The sequence below is a fragment of the Fluviicola sp. genome (assembly GCF_039596395.1).
Taxonomy (GTDB): domain Bacteria; phylum Bacteroidota; class Bacteroidia; order Flavobacteriales_D; family Crocinitomicaceae; genus Fluviicola.
This window is the reverse complement of the sequence record NZ_JBCNJT010000002.1, coordinates 540168-558859: the sequence shown is the minus strand read 5'-3', so window position 1 is coordinate 558859 and position 18692 is coordinate 540168. Positions and strand designations below refer to the sequence as shown.

General features: G+C 43.2%; 18 protein-coding genes. 12 read left to right on the top strand and 6 right to left on the bottom strand.

Annotation, left to right across the window (positions count from 1 at the left end; translation table 11 throughout):
• Window position 1 precedes the first annotated feature (1 nt).
• The 5 genes from ABDW02_RS11495 to ABDW02_RS11475 all read left to right on the top strand — a co-directional run bounded on the left by ABDW02_RS11495 (window position 2) and on the right by ABDW02_RS11475 (window position 4824).
• On the top strand, window positions 2-445 hold the full coding sequence (locus ABDW02_RS11495) for a GNAT family N-acetyltransferase (RefSeq protein ID WP_343634700.1): 444 nt from the start codon (window positions 2-4) through the stop codon (window positions 443-445).
• A 28-nt stretch (window positions 446-473) separates the two neighbouring features.
• A complete protein-coding gene (locus ABDW02_RS11490; protein WP_343634699.1) occupies window positions 474-1448 on the top strand; it encodes a hypothetical protein in 975 nt (324 codons plus the stop codon).
• Window positions 1449-1510: 62 nt separating this feature from the next.
• Window positions 1511-2197 carry a phosphoribosylformylglycinamidine synthase subunit PurQ gene (gene purQ / locus ABDW02_RS11485; RefSeq protein ID WP_343634698.1) on the top strand — a complete coding sequence of 229 codons (687 nt, stop codon included), beginning with the start codon at window positions 1511-1513 and terminating at the stop codon, window positions 2195-2197.
• A gap of 1 nt (window position 2198) precedes the next feature.
• Window positions 2199-3473, top strand: a complete 1275-nt coding sequence (gene purD, locus ABDW02_RS11480) for a phosphoribosylamine--glycine ligase (protein ID WP_343634697.1) — start codon at window positions 2199-2201, stop codon at window positions 3471-3473.
• Between the two features lie 97 nt (window positions 3474-3570).
• Window positions 3571-4824, top strand: coding sequence for a hemolysin family protein (locus tag ABDW02_RS11475; RefSeq protein WP_343634696.1), 1254 nt, complete (start codon window positions 3571-3573; stop codon window positions 4822-4824).
• 39 nt (window positions 4825-4863) lie between these two features.
• Here ABDW02_RS11475 and ABDW02_RS11470 read toward each other — a convergent pair whose 3' ends face one another.
• On the bottom strand, window positions 4864-5721 hold the full coding sequence (locus ABDW02_RS11470; protein ID WP_343634695.1) for an aldose 1-epimerase family protein: 858 nt from the start codon (window positions 5719-5721) through the stop codon (window positions 4864-4866).
• Window positions 5722-5876: 155 nt separating this feature from the next.
• Here ABDW02_RS11470 and rimP point away from each other — a divergent pair, with 155 nt between their 5' ends.
• From rimP to infB, 3 genes are all read left to right on the top strand, one after another.
• Window positions 5877-6353 (top strand): ribosome assembly cofactor RimP, encoded by a 477-nt coding sequence (rimP, locus tag ABDW02_RS11465; protein ID WP_343634694.1) that lies wholly within the window; start codon window positions 5877-5879, stop codon window positions 6351-6353.
• Between the two features lie 6 nt (window positions 6354-6359).
• Window positions 6360-7595, top strand: a complete 1236-nt coding sequence (gene nusA, locus ABDW02_RS11460; RefSeq protein WP_294673171.1) for a transcription termination factor NusA — start codon at window positions 6360-6362, stop codon at window positions 7593-7595.
• Between the two features lie 177 nt (window positions 7596-7772).
• Window positions 7773-10616: a translation initiation factor IF-2 gene (infB, locus tag ABDW02_RS11455; protein WP_343634693.1), complete on the top strand. Its 2844-nt coding sequence runs from the start codon at window positions 7773-7775 to the stop codon at window positions 10614-10616.
• Between the two features lie 94 nt (window positions 10617-10710).
• On the opposite strand, the gene ABDW02_RS11450 is transcribed toward infB, so the two are convergent.
• A complete protein-coding gene (locus ABDW02_RS11450) occupies window positions 10711-11163 on the bottom strand; it encodes a DUF4395 domain-containing protein (protein WP_343634692.1) in 453 nt (150 codons plus the stop codon).
• Window positions 11163-11801 (bottom strand): peroxiredoxin, encoded by a 639-nt coding sequence (locus tag ABDW02_RS11445; protein ID WP_343635943.1) that lies wholly within the window; start codon window positions 11799-11801, stop codon window positions 11163-11165. Before ABDW02_RS11445 ends, ABDW02_RS11450 begins: the two co-directional genes overlap by 1 nt.
• A gap of 285 nt (window positions 11802-12086) precedes the next feature.
• On the opposite strand from ABDW02_RS11445, the gene ABDW02_RS11440 reads away from it, so the two are divergent.
• Genes ABDW02_RS11440 through ABDW02_RS11430 form a run of 3 tightly spaced genes read left to right on the top strand, consistent with a single transcriptional unit; the run spans window position 12087 to window position 14948 of the window.
• Complete coding sequence (locus ABDW02_RS11440; protein ID WP_343634691.1) at window positions 12087-13355, top strand: LETM1-related biofilm-associated protein; 1269 nt, start codon at window positions 12087-12089, stop codon at window positions 13353-13355.
• 17 nt (window positions 13356-13372) lie between these two features.
• A complete protein-coding gene (locus tag ABDW02_RS11435) occupies window positions 13373-13768 on the top strand; it encodes a hypothetical protein (protein ID WP_343634690.1) in 396 nt (131 codons plus the stop codon).
• 28 nt (window positions 13769-13796) lie between these two features.
• A complete protein-coding gene (locus ABDW02_RS11430; RefSeq protein ID WP_343634689.1) occupies window positions 13797-14948 on the top strand; it encodes an acyltransferase in 1152 nt (383 codons plus the stop codon).
• A 131-nt stretch (window positions 14949-15079) separates the two neighbouring features.
• Here the strand turns inward: ABDW02_RS11430 and ABDW02_RS11425 are convergent, their stop codons facing one another.
• The 3 genes from ABDW02_RS11425 to ABDW02_RS11415 all read right to left on the bottom strand — a co-directional run bounded on the left by ABDW02_RS11425 (window position 15080) and on the right by ABDW02_RS11415 (window position 17881).
• Window positions 15080-15670, bottom strand: coding sequence for an NYN domain-containing protein (locus ABDW02_RS11425; protein WP_343634688.1), 591 nt, complete (start codon window positions 15668-15670; stop codon window positions 15080-15082).
• A 148-nt stretch (window positions 15671-15818) separates the two neighbouring features.
• Complete coding sequence (locus ABDW02_RS11420) at window positions 15819-16760, bottom strand: endo alpha-1,4 polygalactosaminidase (RefSeq protein WP_343634687.1); 942 nt, start codon at window positions 16758-16760, stop codon at window positions 15819-15821.
• The gene (locus ABDW02_RS11415) at window positions 16757-17881 is read right to left on the bottom strand and encodes a glycosyltransferase family 1 protein (RefSeq protein ID WP_343634686.1); all 1125 of its coding nucleotides are present in this window, start codon (window positions 17879-17881) and stop codon (window positions 16757-16759) included. The genes ABDW02_RS11420 and ABDW02_RS11415 overlap by 4 nt, the downstream gene beginning before the upstream one ends.
• A 154-nt stretch (window positions 17882-18035) precedes the next feature.
• Between ABDW02_RS11415 and ABDW02_RS11410 the strand changes: the two genes are divergently transcribed.
• Entirely contained in the window at window positions 18036-18680 is a 645-nt protein-coding gene (locus tag ABDW02_RS11410; RefSeq protein WP_343634685.1) for a lipocalin family protein, read from the top strand.
• Window positions 18681-18692 lie beyond the last annotated feature (12 nt).

Here is an 18692-nt window from a genome sequence, read left to right as displayed (position 1 = left end):
GATGATTATCCGTCCGGCAAGATTGGGTGATGAAGGTGCGATCCACGGATTGATTTCCGAGTTGGCTTTGTATGAAAGAGCTCCGGACGAAGTCACGAATACGGTTGAAAAACTGAGAGTCGATCTGTTTGTGGATGCTGTTTGCGAAGCATTCGTAGTCGAAAATGATGCACAGGAAGTTGTTGGTTTTGCGCTCTATTACCAATCTTATTCCACCTGGAAGGGCCGGTGTCTTTACCTGGAAGACTTTTACATTCAGCCGGAATTCCGCCGTGGAGGAATCGGATCGCGTTTATTTACGGAAGTGGTTGAAACCGCTAAAAAGTGGGGTGTGAAACGGATGGACTGGCAGGTCCTGGATTGGAATGAGCCTGCTATTGAATTCTACAAAAAGCACCAGGCACTTTTGGACCCGGAATGGGTGAATGGCCGTTTGTTTTTCTGATTCTAAATTTTCCGATTAAATTCGCAGTATGATATTGCGTCCCTTTTTGAGTAACCGTCCTTTGGTGTTATTACTATTGATTCCGATTGTTGCCGGATTTCAATTACTCAATGCGCATTATCACTTTCATGCTTTGCTGGATGTAGTCGATTTGGGACTTTGGGGAAAGGCAAACTTTTTGGGTTCCTGGTGGACTTCGATCATTGCTTCTGTTATTGTCATTGCCAATGCGATCCAGCTAAACTACCTGTTTAACCAGCACGAATTTTTGGACAAGAACAATTACGGGCCTTCCTTATTTTATGTGGTCCTGATGAGCTTTTCGCATTCTTTTTACCAGGTAGACGCGGTGTTGATCTGTCATTTGTTCCTGCTGCAGGCCTTGCGCTTATTGTTCCAGCTGAAAACACATGAATCGAATCTCACATCTTCATTCAATGCAGCTTTTTTTATCGGGTTATCGGCTTCATTCCTTACACCGAGTGCAGCATTGATCATTCCGTTTTGGTTTTCGGCATGGGCATTACACCCATTCAGCTTCCGGCAATGGCTCTTAATGATCATCGGCTTTTTGATCCCGATCGCAAACGGATTGACCTGGTGGTGGTTTTCCGGACATACGATTTCCACACGGATCTTACGCCACTCTTCGCTCATTAAATACGAAGAAGTGTTCTTTTACGGAACTTCTGCAACCATTGTAATCCTGTTCCTGTTGAGTATCATCGGTATCCAGATCCGGGTGCGCGTGAGTAATATCCGATTTAAGAAACTGAACCGCGCTTTGATATGGATTCTGGTGGGAACATTGCTTTTGGGAGTAGCAGAAATCATTATTTATCAACAGTCGGAATGGATCAGTATGCTCTTTATTCCCTTGAGCTTCTTCTTTACGTTTGCCTTTATTCACCGCATCTGGCAGCGTGTGGCAAGCATCTTTTTTTACCTCACCTTAATTATAGCTGTTGCTAAATTTTTCCTCATTTCATACATGGTTGTCTAAGTAGATTGACTAACTTTGTTGCCATTCATGAATTGACGGGCTTCCGTCGCAAAAATAGATCAATGAAATTTGGTGTTGTTACCTTTCCCGGTTCCAATTGTGATGAAGACATGGTATATGTACTTGAAACGATCATGGGCCAACAAGTAGAACGTTTATGGCATAAAGATACCAACCTGAAAGGGGTGGATTTTGTAGTTCTTCCGGGTGGATTCTCTTACGGGGATTATTTACGCTCAGGAGCAATTGCAAAACTTTCTCCGATAATGGGCGAAATTATGAACCACGCCGACAAAGGCGGTTACGTAATGGGTATTTGCAACGGTTTCCAGATTTTAACGGAAAGTGGTTTGTTGCAGGGAGCTTTATTGCATAACAACAATCAGAAATTCATTTGTAAAAACGTGTATTTGAAACCTGCAACTTCAAACAGTGCTATCACAAAAGGATTGGATGCTGCCAAAGCATACAAAATTCCGATTGCACACGGTGAAGGAAGATTTTATGCACCGGAAGACACGATGAAATCTATTTTGGACAACGACCAGGTCTTGTTCCACTATGTGAACGAAGAAGCACAGGTTTCCGAAACAAGTAACCCGAACGGGTCTTTACATAACATCGCCGGAATTTGTAACCCGGGAAGAAATGTATTTGGTATGATGCCTCACCCTGAAAGAGCCGCAGACGGAGCTTTGGCAAATGAGGACGGAAAACGTTTCTTCGAATCAATTTTGAAATTCTGTTAGTATGCGCATTTTATTGTTAGGTTCAGGAGGAAGAGAACATGCAATCGCGTGGAAAATTGCTCAAAGTTCACATTTGGAGCAGTTATTCATCGCACCTGGAAATGCAGGAACCCGACTTCACGGAACAAACGTGGAGATGTCTGCAACAGATTTTCCGGCAATCAAAGCATTTGTTCTGGCTGAGAATATCAATATGGTGATCGTAGGACCGGAAGATCCGTTGGTGAAAGGAATCCACGATTTCTTCCTGGCGGATGCACAGTTGAAAGACGTTCCGGTAATCGGGCCGAACAAAGAAGCTGCGCAACTGGAGGGAAGTAAGGACTTCGCGAAAGCATTTATGATGCGCCACAACATTCCGACAGCCAAATATGCTACGTTTACCAAAGATACACTGGAGCAAGGTTATAAATTCCTGGAAGGAATGAAAGCTCCTTACGTATTGAAAGCAGACGGATTGGCTGCAGGAAAAGGAGTTTTGATCCCGGAAACACTTGCGGATGCTAAAAACGAATTGAAAAGTATGCTTGCCGATGCAAAATTCGGCGATGCATCTTCCCGCGTGGTTATCGAACAATTTTTAAAAGGAATCGAATGCTCCGTGTTTGTTTTAACAGACGGAGAATCATATAAAATACTTCCCGAAGCGAAGGATTACAAACGCATCGGCGAAGGTGATTCGGGCTTGAACACCGGAGGAATGGGAGCGGTTTCACCGGTTCCTTTCTGCGACAAGACCTTTATGGATAAGATCGAGAACCAAATCATTATCCCGACGGTAAAAGGATTGAAGCAAGACGGAATTACCTACAAAGGATTTATTTTCTTCGGATTGATCAACGTAAAAGGAGAACCTTATGTGATTGAATACAATTGCCGCATGGGAGATCCTGAAACGGAAGTGGTGATGCCACGTCTGAAATCCGATTTGATCGATTTATTGGAAGGCGTTGCCACCAACACACTTTCTGAATGCGATATCCAGTTTGAAGAAAGAAGCGCTTGTACCGTGATGATGGTTTCAGGTGGTTATCCGGATGCTTATGAAAAAGGAAAGGTAATCAACGGAATCAACAGCGTAACGGACAGTTTGGTGTTCCACGCAGGAACTTCCAGCGACGGGCCGGTAGTTTTATCGAACGGGGGGCGTGTTCTGGCTGTTACTTCTTACGGAAGAAACCTGGAAGCGGCATTGGAACGTTCTTATGCAAGTATCGGGAAAATTTCCTACGACAATGCTTATTTCAGAAAAGACATCGGATTCGACGTTGTTTAATAAAATAAATATGTTATTCGGTGGGCACGCGATTAATCGCGTGCCCACGTGTTTTTGTTCGTATTTTTTCCTTAATTTCATTGCTTTCGGAAGCTAAATGGACCCTGCCGTCATTATAATCCTCGCATCGCTGCTATTTTCTGCATATTCTTCAGGAATGGAAATTGCTTTTGTTTCCTCCAATCGCCTGAAAGTAGAATTGGATCGCGGAAAGAATTCCTGGTACAGTAAATTATTGGATGTTTTCTACGGGAATGACGGTCATTTCCTGGCAACACTGCTGATTGCAAACAATGTAGGAATCGTTGTTTTCGGGATGTACATGGCTGACAGCCTGGATCCGCTGATCGATTCCTGGGGAATCAGGCAGGAATACCTGATCGTGTTGCTTCAGACCATCATTTCAACCTTGTTTGTGCTGACGATTGCTGAGTTTTTCCCGAAAGTTATTTTCCAGATCAATCCGAATGGGATTTTCCGGTTGGGAGCAGCGCCGATGTTCCTGATTTATTGGATTTTGTACATTCCTACCAAGCTGATCGTTTGGATGAGCAACGGATTATTGCGTCTCTTCGGTATTCGCGCCGAGCAATCCGAAACAGTACTTTCACGGATCGATCTGCAGCATTTTGTACAGGATGTAAACGACCGCATGGAAGACGAAGCGGATTTGGGAAATGAGATCCAGATCCTGCAAAACGCATTGGATTTTTCGAAGATCAAGGCCCGTGATTGCATGGTTCCACGCATGGAGATTGAAGCAATTGATGTGGAGGAAAGCATTGAAAACCTGCTGGCAAAGTTCGTGGAAACAAGGCTTTCCAAATTGCTTTTGTACCGCGATTCTGTCGATAATATCATCGGCTATGTCCACTCTTACGAATTATTCAAAAAGCCGGCAACTATCACTCAGATTCTGAGGCCAATTTCCTTTGTTCCGGAAGCAATGCCCGGGAAAGAGTTGTTGGAGTTGTTCACGAAGAAAAGCCAGTCTATTGCTGTCGTTGTGGATGAATACGGCGGAACTTCCGGTGTGGTAACGATTGAAGATGTGATCGAACAGATTTTCGGTGAAATTGAAGATGAGCATGACGATGAAACCTGGCTGGAAGAGCAAATCGATGAAACAACTTACCGTTTTTCGGCCCGTGCAGAAATCTCCTATCTGAACAGGACTTACGGGTTAAAATTGCCGGAATCTGACTCCTATGAAACGCTCGGAGGCTTGGTGATCCATGAGTTGGAAGCCATTCCGCAGGGCGGAGAAGAAGTAGAAGTCGAGAATTGGGTGTTGATCGTGGAAGAAGTCACCGACCGGCGCATCGAAATCATACGGCTCACTCAGCAATAATTGAAAATTTAAACCAACTTTTCAATCCGCCGCGGCGGATTATCCATTTTCAATTGAATACTCCAACCGTTCCTTTTCTCCCGGGTTTAATTGTCTTATTCCCGCTTTCTCTTCCAGTTTTCGGGTTGCATGCACATCATCTGCCCAGCCCCACCAGGGTTCAATGCAAATAAACGGAGCGCCTTTTTTTGTCCAGAAACCGATTGCTATCCAGGAATCACACTTCATCCGCACAAGGGTTTTTCCGCTTCTGTGTTTTAAACTGACGGAGGAAAATCCCGGAGCCTTCAGCACGAACGCATCTTTTTCGAACAGTTCATCATTCAGTGGTAACCGATCGGAAACTCCGTAATGGATTGTTTTCCCTGAAAAGTAACTTCCTTCCAGTTCCTGTCTGTTGAGCGGCACTTCCACATCAAATTCCAGGTAGTAATTTTCAAGGGATTCTTCCAGGTAAAAAGCGGGATGTCCACCAACGGAATAATACATAGGTTCTTTTCCGGTGTTCTGAGTTTCGTAGGAAACAACAATCCCGTTTTCAGTCAAAACATAGCAAACCTCAAACACGAAAAAATACGGATAGACATCCATCGATTTGGGCAGTGAAATCAGGCGAAGGCGGGCGATCGTATCACTTTTTTCCACAACCTCAAATGCGTTGTCGCGCGCAAACCCGTGCTGGCTCATCGCGTACGTTTTCCCCCCGATGCTGTATGAATCACCGAGCAGCCTTCCTACAATCGGAAAAAGATTTGGCGCTACGCGGTTCCAGTGATCCGTTTGTTTGGACCAGAGCATGTTTCCGCTTATTTTGTTGCCGTAGAAAATGAGCTCAGCGCCATGCAGGCTGATCTCTGCGTTGTGCGATTGATTTTGAAGTATGACGGATGTATTCATGGGTTCTTAAAAATAGTTAATTTGAAAAAGGAAACGCCCCGAATGAAACAATTTCGGTCCTAATTGTTGGAAATCAATAAAAAATACGTATATTTGCATCACATTTTAGTAATTAGACCGAATGAGGGGACGCAAGTCCCCTCTTTTTATCTCGTATGATTTCAAAACAAACAGTAAGGCAATTAGCAGAAGAACGGATCAAAGACCGCGACGAACGCTTGTTTATCGTGGAGCTGACGATCAGTGCTTCGAATGTGATTCGCCTGGAGTTGGACAAAACAGAAGGAAATGTTTCGATCGAAGACTGCATGTCGGTTTCGAGAAATATTGAGCACAACCTGGACCGTGAAGATGCTGATTTTGAATTGCATGTTTCTTCCGCCGGATTGGACAAGCCGTTGCGCGTGCATGCACAGTATGTGAAAAACATCGGGCGCGACCTGGACGTGAAATTGAAATCAAAAGAAAAAACAACGGGAACACTCATTGCTGTAGATGAAGCCGGAATTGTTCTGAAACGCGAAGAAAAACAGGCAATTGAAGGTAAAAAGAAAAAGGAACTGGTGGTGATTGAGAACAAGATCGCCTTTTCAGATATAAACGAAGCAAAAATTGTTATTTCATTTAAATAAGAAGCTATGAACAGCTTGGAACTAGTAGAATCGTTTTCCGAGTTCAAAGAACTCAAAAGCATCGACAAACAAACGATGCAGCACGTTTTGGAAGACGTATTTCGTGCCATGTTGAAGAAAAAATTCAACACAGATGAGCACATCGATGTGATTGTAAACATTGATAAAGGAGACGTTCAGATTTTCGTGAACAAGGAAATTGTTGCTGACGGAGAAGTAGAAGATCAAAACACAGAGATCGCTTATTCGGATGCTATCAAGATCGAGCCTGATTTTGAGATTGGTGAAGAAGTATCGGAAGAATTCCGTTTTGCGGATTTCGGACGCAGAAACATCTTGTCGCTTCGTCAGAATTTGATCTCCCGTATCCTTGAATTGGAAAAAGATCATTTGTACAAGAAATACAAAGAGCGTATCGGTGAGATTATCACAGGTGAAGTTTACCAGGTTTGGAAGAAAGAGATCATGGTATTGGATGATGAAAACAATGAGTTGATCCTTCCGAAATCAGAGCAGATTCCATCTGATTACTTCAAAAAAGGAGAATCTATCCGTGCGGTTGTTTCGAAAGTTGACATGCGTAACAGTTCTCCGGTAATTATCCTTTCGCGTATCGCACCGGAATTCCTGGAGCGTTTATTCGAACTGGAAGTTCCTGAGGTATTCGACGGTTTGATTACCATCAAGCGTATCGTTCGTGAACCGGGAGAAAGAGCAAAAGTTGCAGTAGAATCTTACGACGATCGTATTGACCCGGTTGGAGCATGTGTTGGTATGAAAGGTTCCCGTATCCACGGAATCGTTCGTGAGTTGCGCAATGAGAACATTGACGTGATCAATTTCACAAACAACCCGAAATTGTTCATTCAGCGTGCATTGTCACCGGCAAAAATTACCAATATCGAAATCGACGAAGAAGAAAAGCGTGCATCCGTATTCTTAAAGCCGGACCAGGTGTCTCTGGCAATCGGAAAAGGAGGTTACAATATTCGTTTGGCAGGAAGATTATCCGGATACGAAATTGACGTATTCCGCGATGGTGAATCTGACAATGAAGACGTTGACTTAGAAGAATTTGCAGATGAAATCGACAGCTGGATCCTGGACGAATTGAAAGCAGTTGGTTGTGATACAGCGAAATCTGTATTGGAATTGACCGTAGAAGATTTGGTTCAGCGTACAGACCTGGAAGAAGAAACAATACAGGAAGTATTGCGCATCCTTCGCTCAGAATTTGAGTAGTAGGAAAGTAACACTTTCAAGAATAAAACAAGGTGTGATTTCGGTCGGGTAAAAAATACCTGACCGATTTTCACCCAAATCTGGCCAACACTAACTATCTTTACACAGCAAAATGGGTTTAGCCCGGTCTGTTCAGGCAGATCAGCTGAACATTAATTTAAAAGAAGCAAATAATATATGTCTGGTAAAACACAGCGTTTAGGAAAAGCAGCAGGAGAATTGAATGTAGGGATCTCTACGATCGTCGACTTTTTGGCGTCGAAGGGGCAGGCTATTGACTCCAATCCAAATACGAAGTTGGATCCGGAGCAGTATGATATGTTGCGCACTCAATTTGCAGCTGACCAAAATTTAAAGGAGCAATCCAAAATGACGGCGGTTAAAAGAGAGAAACGCGAAACAATTACTTTGCGCGACATCAAAGAAGAACCGAAGTCTCACGACGACGAGGATGATTTTGATGCAAACGAGGCAAAAACTGCACCGGCTGTTACTCCGAAAGTTGAAACTCCAAAAGCAGAGGAGAAAACAGAAACTCCTGCACCTGCTGTTGAGAAACCAGCTGAAGAACCGAAACCAAAAGCGGAAGAGCCGGCTGCTCAGCAAGCTGATGGTGGAATTCAGGTGATTGGTAAGATCGACCTGGATAAGTTGAATACGAAAACAAGACCGGACAAGCGCAAGAAAGAGGATGGGCCGATCGATAAAAGCGATTATCCGAAACCTCCGGTAGCACCGGCTGTTCCCGAAAAAGAAGAAGTGAAAGCGAAGGAAACTCCGGCACCGGAACCTGAAGCTCCAAAAGAAATAGAAACCATCCGTGTGGAAAGACAAAAATTGTCCGGACCTACGGTATTGGGTAAAATTGAATTGCCTGTTGAAAAACCAAAATCAGTTGGTTCTTCCCGTCCGGGTGACGACCGCAAGAAACGCAAGCGCATCAAGAAAGTAGATGTGGCTAAAACTCCTGGGTCAAATCCACAGGGAGGTCAGGGCGGACAAGGCGGAAATCGTCCGGGTGGACCTGGACAAGGCCAGGGTGGAAACCGTCCGGGTGGAGGAAACTTCAACCGCGGTGGAAACAACTTCCGAAAAGGACCTATTGACAAACCGGCAGTTTCCGAACAGGACATCCAAAAAGAAATTAAAGATACATTGGCTCGTTTATCTTCCCAGGGAGGTAAATCGAAAGCATCCAAGAATCGTCGTGCAAAACGGGATGACCGCGCTCAACGTCGTGAATTGGAACAAATGGAAGCAGAACTACAGGAAAAAATCTTGAAGTTGACAGAGTTCGTTACCGTGTCAGAATTGGCATCGATGATGAGCGTTTCCCCGACACAGGTTATTTCGGCTTGTATGTCACTGGGAATCTTTGCTTCCATCAACCAGCGTTTGGATGCTGAAACGATCCAGATCGTAGCTGAAGAATTCGGGTTCGAAACAGAATTCGTTTCTGCAGACGTTCAGGAAGCCATTCCGGAAGTAGAAGACAAAGAAGAAGATTTGATCGAACGTCCGCCGATTATTACGGTAATGGGACACGTTGACCACGGTAAAACTTCCTTGTTGGATAAAATCCGTAATGCGAACGTAACAGCTGGTGAAGCCGGGGGAATTACCCAGCACATCGGGGCTTACTCCGTGACATTGAAAGACGGTCGCAAGATGACGTTCTTAGATACACCGGGTCACGAAGCCTTTACCGCGATGCGTGCACGTGGTGCGCAGGTAACCGACGTTGCCATTATCATTGTAGCAGCGGATGATGATGTGATGCCTCAAACGAAAGAAGCAATCTCTCACGCCCAGGCAGCTAACGTACCAATGGTATTTGCGATCAATAAAATTGATAAACCAGGTGCAAACCCTGATAAAATCCGCGAACAGCTTTCTGCCATGAATATCCTGGTAGAAGAATGGGGTGGAAAATACCAATGCCAGGAAATTTCTGCCAAGCAGAACCTGAACATCGACGAACTGTTGGATAAAGTATTGCTGGAGGCAGAAATCCTTCACTTACGCGCAAATCCGAACAAGAATGCGGTTGGAACCGTGATCGAATCCTCTTTGGATAAAGGAAAAGGTTACGTCACAAACATGTTGGTTCACGCAGGAACCATGAAAGTCGGAGATGTGATATTGGTAGGACGAAACTACGGACGTGTGCGTGCAATGCACGATGAGCATGGAATTGCTTTGAAAGAAGCAGGTCCTGCACAACCGGTATCTGTTTTGGGTATCAACGGTGCGCCTTCCGCGGGAGACACATTCCACGTGATGGACGATGAGCGCGAAGCGAAAGCAATTGCTACGAAACGTGAGCAGTTGTACCGTGAGCAAGGTCTTCGTACCAACAAGCACATTACTTTGGATGAGATCGGTCGCCGTTTGGCAATCGGAGATTTCAAGGAATTGAACCTGATCGTAAAAGGGGACGTGGACGGATCCATCGAAGCACTATCCGATTCCTTATTGAGACTTTCTACAGAGGAAATCCAGGTGAACATCGTTCACAAAGGAGTGGGTGCCATTACCGAAGCCGATGTAAACTTAGCATCTGCATCTGATGCGATTGTGATCGGATTCCAGGTAAGACCATCTGTTGCAGCCCGTAAATTGGCAGAACAGGAACAAATTGATATCCGTCTTTACTCGATTATCTACAAAGCAATCGAAGAATTGAAAGCAGCAATGGAAGGAATGTTATCTCCGGATATCGAAGAGAAGGTAATCGGTACGGCAGAAATCCGCGAAACGTTCGAGATCACGAAAGTGGGTACGATTGCAGGATGTTACGTCATGGACGGAGTTATCAAGCGTACTTCCAAAGTGCGTGTTATCCGCGACGGAATCGTTATCCATACAGGAGTTCTCGGATCATTGAAACGTTTCAAAGACGATGTACGTGAAGTGAAGAACAACTACGAATGTGGTTTGAACATCGACAAGTTCAACGATATCAAAATCGGTGACTTGGTTGAAGCTTACGAAGAAGTAGAAGTTGCAAGAAAATTGTAATTCAACAAATAAAATAAAAGACAAAGGGCCCGATTAATCGGGCCCTTTGTCTTTTTCTAATTTATAACCTAAACACCTAAACCTAACTGTCTGTTCAAAACGAATTGAACCAACGAAACCGTGCCAGTTGCTGATACATCATACAACCGACACAAATTCCAAAAACGGATTCCAATCCTGCAAAAAGAATCAGCAGTCCGCCTATAATACTTGCCGGAATAGCATATTCCAGTAATAATAAAGTAATGAAAAGCCCTACGACGACAAAACCAACGCCTGCTGCAAACTTTTTGGGAGCTTCATTGGTGGCTTTATAACCCAGGTGAAAATGGGTCACCGTTTTTTGGGCAATATATTTTAAAGGAGAAAATTGACTGAATCCAAACGCACGCGTTCCAAAATCGATCAACAGTAAACCGGCGATCAAGGCATTCTGAAAATACAGTGCCGTAACCGCAATAAAAATGACCTGCATGGCTACCATCCGGATAACAAACTCATTGACTTGTTTGTCATTCACGGGGCAGCTTAATCCTGCCTTTTCCATCAGATATTCGGTTGAGGAGTTAAACGCAAATAAGGTTTCACCTCTTTGAACCCTTTCGGGAATTTTGCCGGGATATCTTCTGTTTTAATTGCCGGAACTACTACTACATCTTCCCCGTGTTTCCAGTCTGCCGGAGTGGCAACGCTGTAATTAGCCGTCAATTGCAAGGAATCCAGTACCCGTAAAATCTCCTGGAAGTTTCTTCCGGTAGATGCCGGATAGGTAATCATTAACTTGATCGTTTTATCAGGGGCAATGATGAACAATGAACGAACCGTCAAAGTTGCTGAAGCGTTCGGGTGGATCATGTCGTATAACTCTGCAATACTGCGGTCTTCGTCTGCAATAATCGGAAAGTTGACCTGTGTATCCTGTGTTTCATTGATGTCCTTGATCCATTCGTGGTGTGAATCAACTCCGTCTACCGAAAGGGCCAGAACTTTGGTATTCCGGGCGATAAACTCGTTGGTTAATTTGGCCGTTTTCCCTAATTCTGTGGTACAAACCGGTGTAAAATCCGCCGGATGCGAGAACAAAATTCCCCAGGAATCTCCCAGGAATTCATGGAAATCAATCGTTCCGTTACTAGTGTTTGCTGTAAAGTTTGGTGCTGTGTCGCCGAGTCTTAGTGCCATAATCTTTGTTATTTGTATTACTTAAAAATTCCGTAAGCTGTATAATCTTATCTTCCCTATCGATTACCTTGGTTCAAAAGTTCAAAGGTTAAAAAGTTCAATTTTGAACATCGGAACTTTTTGAACGTTTGAACAAATAATAGATTTCAAGAGAAACCGAAAATCGTTATCATTATCTTCTTCTAAAGAAACAAAACTATATATTCTATAGAATTAGTAGACAAATATAATCCGAAAGATTGAAACACACCAATACTATTTGAAAATTTTAGCAGTCCCTATTCAAATATGCTTAACTTTGCTTCCATGTTCGCTCCCGGTTCTAAAGGATGGATTGCCAAATACTTGCAGTTGATAGAGGCAGGTGAGCTTTCTGTTGACTTGAAGAAACCGGCAGATCTGACACGTGCAGAATTCAATCATTACACACTTTCCCAAACAGGAATAATCTTCGGTTACCCGTCCAAATTGTTGTTCGGAAAGAACCTGGATACCTCCAAATGGACACACGATGAACAGCTGACCGTTCTTCTTTTTGAATCCCTGTTGTTTACACATATGAACATCCAGGGAAGAACAAAGCTGCGGGCAGATGAATTTTTGAACGATCTGAATATTTTCTATAAGAAACACCGCGTTCAGTCACTTTCGTCCGTTCTGACCTTTTTCCTGAAGGAAAGTGCTTCGGAGAAAATTGAGCGCATCCTGGAAAAACGTACCGATGTTCCCAAAAATCTGACGAATACCAAATCGTGGATGAGTTATTTCAACAACTCCTTCATTTATCTGGACGTAATCCTGTTCGAGGACTTCCTGAAGAACAAACGCAAACAAACGCTCGATTACCAGAAACTGGCACTTTTGGCCCTTGGTATTATCTCCATTTCCGCTTATTCGGACGGGGAAATCCAGGAGCACGAAAAGAACCTGTTCAATACCTTTTTACTATCGGCCGACCTGGATTCGGATGAGAAAGAATTGGCCAAACTGCGCTTCAGGGAAGGGATTACTTTGAATGAACTTACCTGCGACCTGGTAGATTCCTGGAACTTCAAACGTTATTTGCTGGATCTTTCGGTGCTTACGATGCACATGAACCAGAATTCGCGGGAGACGGACCTGGAAACCCTGATCATGCTGAAAAAATGGATGTCTTGTTCGGAACGTGATTTGGACGAAGCGATTTATTGTACGGACCAGTTCCTATTGGAAAACAACCAAAAAGTTTCGTACCTGAATGATTCGAATTCCATGGAACAAATGCTCGACAGTGTGTCGAGACGCTGGATCAAAATCCTTGGAAGAAATAAGGATAAACTGGCGCAGGAAATCAAACAGAGCAAGGAATTGGTATTCCTGATCCGCAAATCTGCTTCGGAAGAACTCAGCAAAGAAGAGAAGGAAAAAGTCAAAACCCAGTTTATGGATATCGCGAAATCCATGCCGGCACTGGCAATTTTCTTATTGCCCGGCGGAGCATTGTTGTTGCCCATTGTTTTGAAAATCATCCCCAACCTGGTTCCGTCTGCCTTTAAGGACAACGAACTGGAAGAATAATTACGAAAGAACCGAATATGTCTGAATTAGAAGAAGAACGCGACAACTTGCGTATGGAATTGGAAAACCTGGAAGAAAACCTGGAGGATTTTTTCCAGTTGGTGAAAACGTCCGTTTCCTATGAATTGGATTATTCGCTGGGATCGATTAAATACGTGGAGTTATTGCTCACACACCTGAACGTGGACGCCGAAGAAGATGCAGATGTCCTTATTGATACGGCTATGTATGTGGGTGAAACCATTAAGCGCAATTATAACGGGACATGGGATATTTCCGAAGAAACAGATGAGCGTTATTTGCAACCGGTTGTTCGCGGTCTTTCAGACGGCAAAAAAGATTTTTACCCCTTTCTGAGCGCCAATGATTTTACAACGGAACCGGCTGTAGGATACTTTTTGGGATTGCTGTGATGAATTATCCGGTTAATTTTGTCCTTCGATGATTCAGAACTTCAAATCCATTTCTCATTTCAAAGGTTTAAATACCTTGCGTTTTATTGCAGCATTCCTGGTGGTTTTGCATCATGCGGAATCTTTGCGGAAAGATCACGGACTGAAGAACCACTTAAAAGACTTCGGGTTGTTTCAGAATGGAGCGCACGCCGTAAGTTTCTTCTTTGTCCTGAGCGGTTTTTTAATTACTTATCTCCTGCTGAAAGAACGGGAAGCAAAGAACGATATTTCTGTCAAACAATTCTATATCAAACGCATCTTCCGCATTTGGCCCTTGTATTTTTTGATGGTCATTATCGGCGCAATTATTCAGCCGTATTTCATTGAATGGTTCAATATTCCGTATAAAATGCCTTATACCATTGGCGAAACGTGGTATTACTTTGTCTTCTTCGTTCCGGGAATGGTCAATTATTTCTTCGGGAGTAATTTATTGGAACCGCTTTGGTCGATCGGTGTGGAGGAAGTCTTTTACCTTATTTGGGCACCGCTTTTCAAGTGGTTGAAAAAACATGTCCTGAAGTTGCTTTTGGGTGTTATTGCGTTCAAACTGATCTTGATCACGATCAATACATATTGGGCTTTGCCCGGAGTTTTGAACTACCTGATCCGGATTCACCAGTTTGAAGCCATGGCAATCGGTGGTTTGGGAGCGTACCTGGTTTTTCATTATGGAAAGCAGATCAACACTTCCTGGATTTACAGCCTTCCGGCGCAGATCGGTTTGTATTCCCTGATCCTTGTTTTCATTGTTTTCGGAGCGAATATACAATCGGATATCTGGAAGTTCTTCTTCGATCAACCCATTGTTTCGGCCATTGTTCCGAATGCGTTGTTCCTGTACCTGATTATCGGTGTTTCGGTGGTTGAAAAGAATTTGTTTACACTTGAAAACCGCGTATTCTCTTACCTGGGAGAAATTTCCTACGGTATTTACATGTTCCACTTACTGATCCTGTCGCAGATCATCGAATTGCTGAAAGGCTTCGTAGCCGGTTCGGGCATGTTCCTGGAAACATTGTTCTATTATGGGGTGTCCATTCCGCTGATTATCGGGGTTTGCGTACTTTCAAAGCGAACGCTGGAGGCGTATTTCGAACGCAGGAAGAAGAAGGTCTTGCAGAAAATGAACAATTAATAAACTTAATTATTCTGCGGCTGAACTTTCGGAAATTTCTTTTCTGGACATATTTTTAATCGTCATAAGACCATCAATATGCTCATGAAGGGTTTGGTCAATAGCATTCAGCATAGGATCAAGAATAAAATCTACTCCTTTCGCCGCGCAAATTTAGCAGCAGGAACGAAGTCGCTATCTCCTGCAATAAGTATAATTTGATCGACTTGTTCTTTAAATGCTAAAGTAGCAATGTCCAAACCTATTTTCATATCTACTGCTTTTTGTTTCAGCGGAAACTCGATATCATCTTCAGTTAATTCGGAAATAGTCATTTTTCCATTTAATAAAGGTTTTGTATGTTTCGGACGAATTACCCATTCTTTAGAACTATTTTTTAAGAATCCCAGGCGAAGGGCAATTTTTCGTTGTTTCTTTAATTCAGAGAATAGATCGTTTCTAAATTTGTATTGTTCTGTTTTTTTGAAATTAAATAGACGATTAGTGATTGGATTATGTGAATCTCCGTCAAATGGGGTTGCATCATAATAATAAATGCGATACAATTCTGTTGGAATTAGCGAATATTTGCTTCTGTAATTGTTAACCTTTTGAATGTGTTTAAAACAATACAGAACCAGATTTTTGGCCATTATTTCAGGAGTATCATCTGATTCAAAGCCATTGATATATTTGTATCGGCGGATAAAAAATCCACCGTCAACCAGAATAGCAGTTTTCATAAAATTAGGTTATAAAAAAAGTCCAAAGTCAGGTATCGCTATTAATCCTTTAGAAAACTAAAGGTGACAAATTCTGCTCATTGGACATTATACTAACAAATGTAAGTAAATAATTGTTTTACTGCAAGTTATTAGTTGAATACAATTGTTAATCCTTGTGATACAAGAAATAAAACCCTTCGATATTATCCAGGTACGCCCCGTCAAAACCGGCATTCAATAATTTTTGGGTATATGAATTGTCATTCCCGTAAATGATTTCCTGCCACTCGTCTTTCCAGAATTTTACCCAGATCTCGTCTTTGTAGCCATCGTATTTTTTCTTCAGCCACAGCGGATGGTGCAATCCCCAGTTCTTTTTCCAGTAGTACCGGTATTTTTCTGCCGAACCGATGTTCATGTAAGAAATCACCAGGCGCTTTCCTCCGTTTTGTTTCGTTTTCAAACTGGCCACTTCATCGAAAGTCAATAGATCATCTCCGAAAAAAGCGTCAATAATCACGACATCAAAATTGGACTGCCGGATAGCATCCAGGAAAGAAGCTTTTTCCGCATAACTTTCGGTGCTGATCAGGTACAGGTAATTTTGAGCCTGTGAAAGTGTCTGGATATCGTTTGCGTTTTCGTGGTGGACAGTTGAAGGAATGTATTTGTAATCGTAATTCACATTATAGCGTGGAAAGGCAATGAATTGATCCATATCAGCTAACTGGAAAGCATTCGTAGCGTCGGCATCGTTGCTCAGATAATCGGCCACCATGATTTTTATTCCGGGACTTGCCTGGCGAAGCATGTTCAGCCGATAATCGTCGGGAGCGTAAGAATCGCCGTTGTAAAAAAGTTCTTCAACTCCATAGCCGTTAATAGCCTGGATCAGATCGGACCGCAATCCTTTTTCAGGATCGGTATCTGTAAAAAGCACTTCTTCCCCGTTCTGGGGAATGAGGATAAAATCGGGGTCCTGCGCACGGGCATATTGACTGATCGAAATAATGAAATCCTGCATTTTTACACCGGCTTTCACAGTTTTCTTTTCCTTACACGAAAATCCGCATAAAGCAATCAGAAGAATCAAACTTCCTTTTCTCATAATCTCAGTATATCTTCTATAACGTACCAGGTTGTTTCGGCAGTATAATTCCAGGAAAATAATGCGGAGCGTTCCAGGCTTTTTTGAGACAATTCCGCTTGTTTTTGCTCGTCTGAAGCCAGGTAAATCATTGCTTTTGAAACTTCCTCCGTATCAAACGGATTGACGTATATTGCAGCTTCCCCGGCAACTTCGGGCAAACAGGTGAGATTCCCGGAAATGATCGGCAATCCGCAGCGCATGGCTTCCACCAACGGAATTCCAAAACCTTCGAAGTAGGGAATATATGCCAGCGCAAATGCTGCTCCCATCAGTTTATTCAATTCCTGCAGGGAAACATGGCCCGAAAACAAAATGCGTTTTTTCAATGCGTCGGAAACTTCCGGAATGGAGGAAGGTTTATTGGCCCACAAACTTTTGCCTACGATCATCAGGTCAATATCGGGGTTTACCGCAGCAAATTTCCCGAAGGCTTCGATCAATCGCCCTACGTTCTTACGCGGATGTATTGCCCCTACAAAAATAAAGTAAGGCCTGCCTGAACTTTTTTCAGCCCGGATTTCAGTAATCTCATTCGTATCCAAAGGCACAAAGGTTTCGGATGCACCGTTCCATGCCACCGTTATTTTAGAAGGAGAAATGCCGTAAGTTTTTGCGATATCCTGTTTCGAATAATCGGAAACCGTCAGGATATGAGCAGCCTTTTTCGCAAATTTCGGGAAGTACTTGCGTAAATACTTCAAGGGACTCGCCGGAATGTCTTCCGGGTAATGCTCGAAATTCAGATCGTGAATAACCCCGACTTGCGGAACCGGCGATTTCAAAGACAAATAACCGTCGGGAGAATAGAACAGATCGATGTTGTATTTCTTCAATGCCCGTTTGATCGAAAATTCGAACCACCACACAAAAAGAATCGGATGCCGGGCTGGAGGAAACAGAACGACCGGTGTTACATTTTTGCCAAAAACAAATTTTTCATCGAAAGGCCGGTCAAAGAAGAAAATGAATTCGTGTTCCGGGTGATTTTCCACCAGGCGTTTCACCACTTCATACGTGTACCAGCCGAAACCTTCCATTTTGGAAGAAAGCAAAAAACGGGTATTGATTCCGATGCGCATTGCGTCGAAGGTACAAACTATCTGTTAAATGGGGATTCGGTGCATTGGAATAATTCGCCCTGGATGTTCATTCAGGTGGTTGATTCCTAAATATTGCTAAGAAAATAAGTTCGAGGAAATGGATGATTACATTTGAAGGCTTAAACCGATTTTAATGAAGATTCAATTCCTGCTCATTTTCAGCTTCTTTTTTACACTTTCAGGAAATGCCCAAAGCAATTCCGGTGAGTTTTTAGAAAGCTCATTGTGCTACAAAATCTGGCTGGTTGACAACAAAATGGGTGGTTACGACGGGTTTGAATTTCGCCACGGCGGAGAACTGAAACTCCTGAATTATGATGGCTTTACCGGTGAAAAGTGGTGGACGAAAGGCGATCATTTATACGTGGAAATTCGCTCGAAAAAGAGTGGCAAGGTGCAGAAAACGGATTATCGGATCATAAAATACACGAAAGATTCCCTCGTTCTGAATTACCAGGCATTAGGCCAGTCATTTACAGATGTCTACGAGACGCTTACCAATCACGATTTTACCGACAAACTTCTCGGACAGTGGGATGGAAGGGATGGAACCTACATTCAAATTGTTCCGAAAAGTAATTTTCAGTTCCAGTTAGTCATTCCGCGCGGTTCGGAAGAAATACCGGAACGGGCAGAAGGTTTCCTGGATAAACAATACGGACGGATTCTGTTTTACCTGGAGCAGGAAGGGGAAGAAGTGACGCTCTCTTTTGAGTCCGGGCAGGAAACGATTTCATTCGGAGGGAAACCCTATTCCAGGAAGTGCTCCGGCAATTGATTGGTCGTAAGA

Excerpts from the sequence above, each read along its gene's own strand:
- ABDW02_RS11495 (WP_343634700.1), top strand. The coding sequence starts at position 2 with ATGATTATCCGTCCGGCAAGATTGGGTGATGAAGGTGCGATCCACGGA.
- ABDW02_RS11490 (WP_343634699.1), top strand. The coding sequence starts at position 474 with ATGATATTGCGTCCCTTTTTGAGTAACCGTCCTTTGGTGTTATTACTA.
- purQ (WP_343634698.1), top strand. The coding sequence starts at position 1,511 with ATGAAATTTGGTGTTGTTACCTTTCCCGGTTCCAATTGTGATGAAGAC.
- purD (WP_343634697.1), top strand. The coding sequence starts at position 2,199 with ATGCGCATTTTATTGTTAGGTTCAGGAGGAAGAGAACATGCAATCGCG.
- ABDW02_RS11475 (WP_343634696.1), top strand. The coding sequence starts at position 3,571 with ATGGACCCTGCCGTCATTATAATCCTCGCATCGCTGCTATTTTCTGCA.
- ABDW02_RS11470 (WP_343634695.1), bottom strand. The coding sequence starts at position 5,721 with ATGAATACATCCGTCATACTTCAAAATCAATCGCACAACGCAGAGATC.
- rimP (WP_343634694.1), top strand. The coding sequence starts at position 5,877 with ATGATTTCAAAACAAACAGTAAGGCAATTAGCAGAAGAACGGATCAAA.
- nusA (WP_294673171.1), top strand. The coding sequence starts at position 6,360 with ATGAACAGCTTGGAACTAGTAGAATCGTTTTCCGAGTTCAAAGAACTC.
- infB (WP_343634693.1), top strand. The coding sequence starts at position 7,773 with ATGTCTGGTAAAACACAGCGTTTAGGAAAAGCAGCAGGAGAATTGAAT.
- ABDW02_RS11450 (WP_343634692.1), bottom strand. The coding sequence starts at position 11,163 with ATGGAAAAGGCAGGATTAAGCTGCCCCGTGAATGACAAACAAGTCAAT.
- ABDW02_RS11440 (WP_343634691.1), top strand. The coding sequence starts at position 12,087 with ATGCTTAACTTTGCTTCCATGTTCGCTCCCGGTTCTAAAGGATGGATT.
- ABDW02_RS11435 (WP_343634690.1), top strand. The coding sequence starts at position 13,373 with ATGTCTGAATTAGAAGAAGAACGCGACAACTTGCGTATGGAATTGGAA.
- ABDW02_RS11430 (WP_343634689.1), top strand. The coding sequence starts at position 13,797 with ATGATTCAGAACTTCAAATCCATTTCTCATTTCAAAGGTTTAAATACC.
- ABDW02_RS11425 (WP_343634688.1), bottom strand. The coding sequence starts at position 15,670 with ATGAAAACTGCTATTCTGGTTGACGGTGGATTTTTTATCCGCCGATAC.
- ABDW02_RS11420 (WP_343634687.1), bottom strand. The coding sequence starts at position 16,760 with ATGAGAAAAGGAAGTTTGATTCTTCTGATTGCTTTATGCGGATTTTCG.
- ABDW02_RS11415 (WP_343634686.1), bottom strand. The coding sequence starts at position 17,881 with ATGCGCATCGGAATCAATACCCGTTTTTTGCTTTCTTCCAAAATGGAA.
- ABDW02_RS11410 (WP_343634685.1), top strand. The coding sequence starts at position 18,036 with ATGAAGATTCAATTCCTGCTCATTTTCAGCTTCTTTTTTACACTTTCA.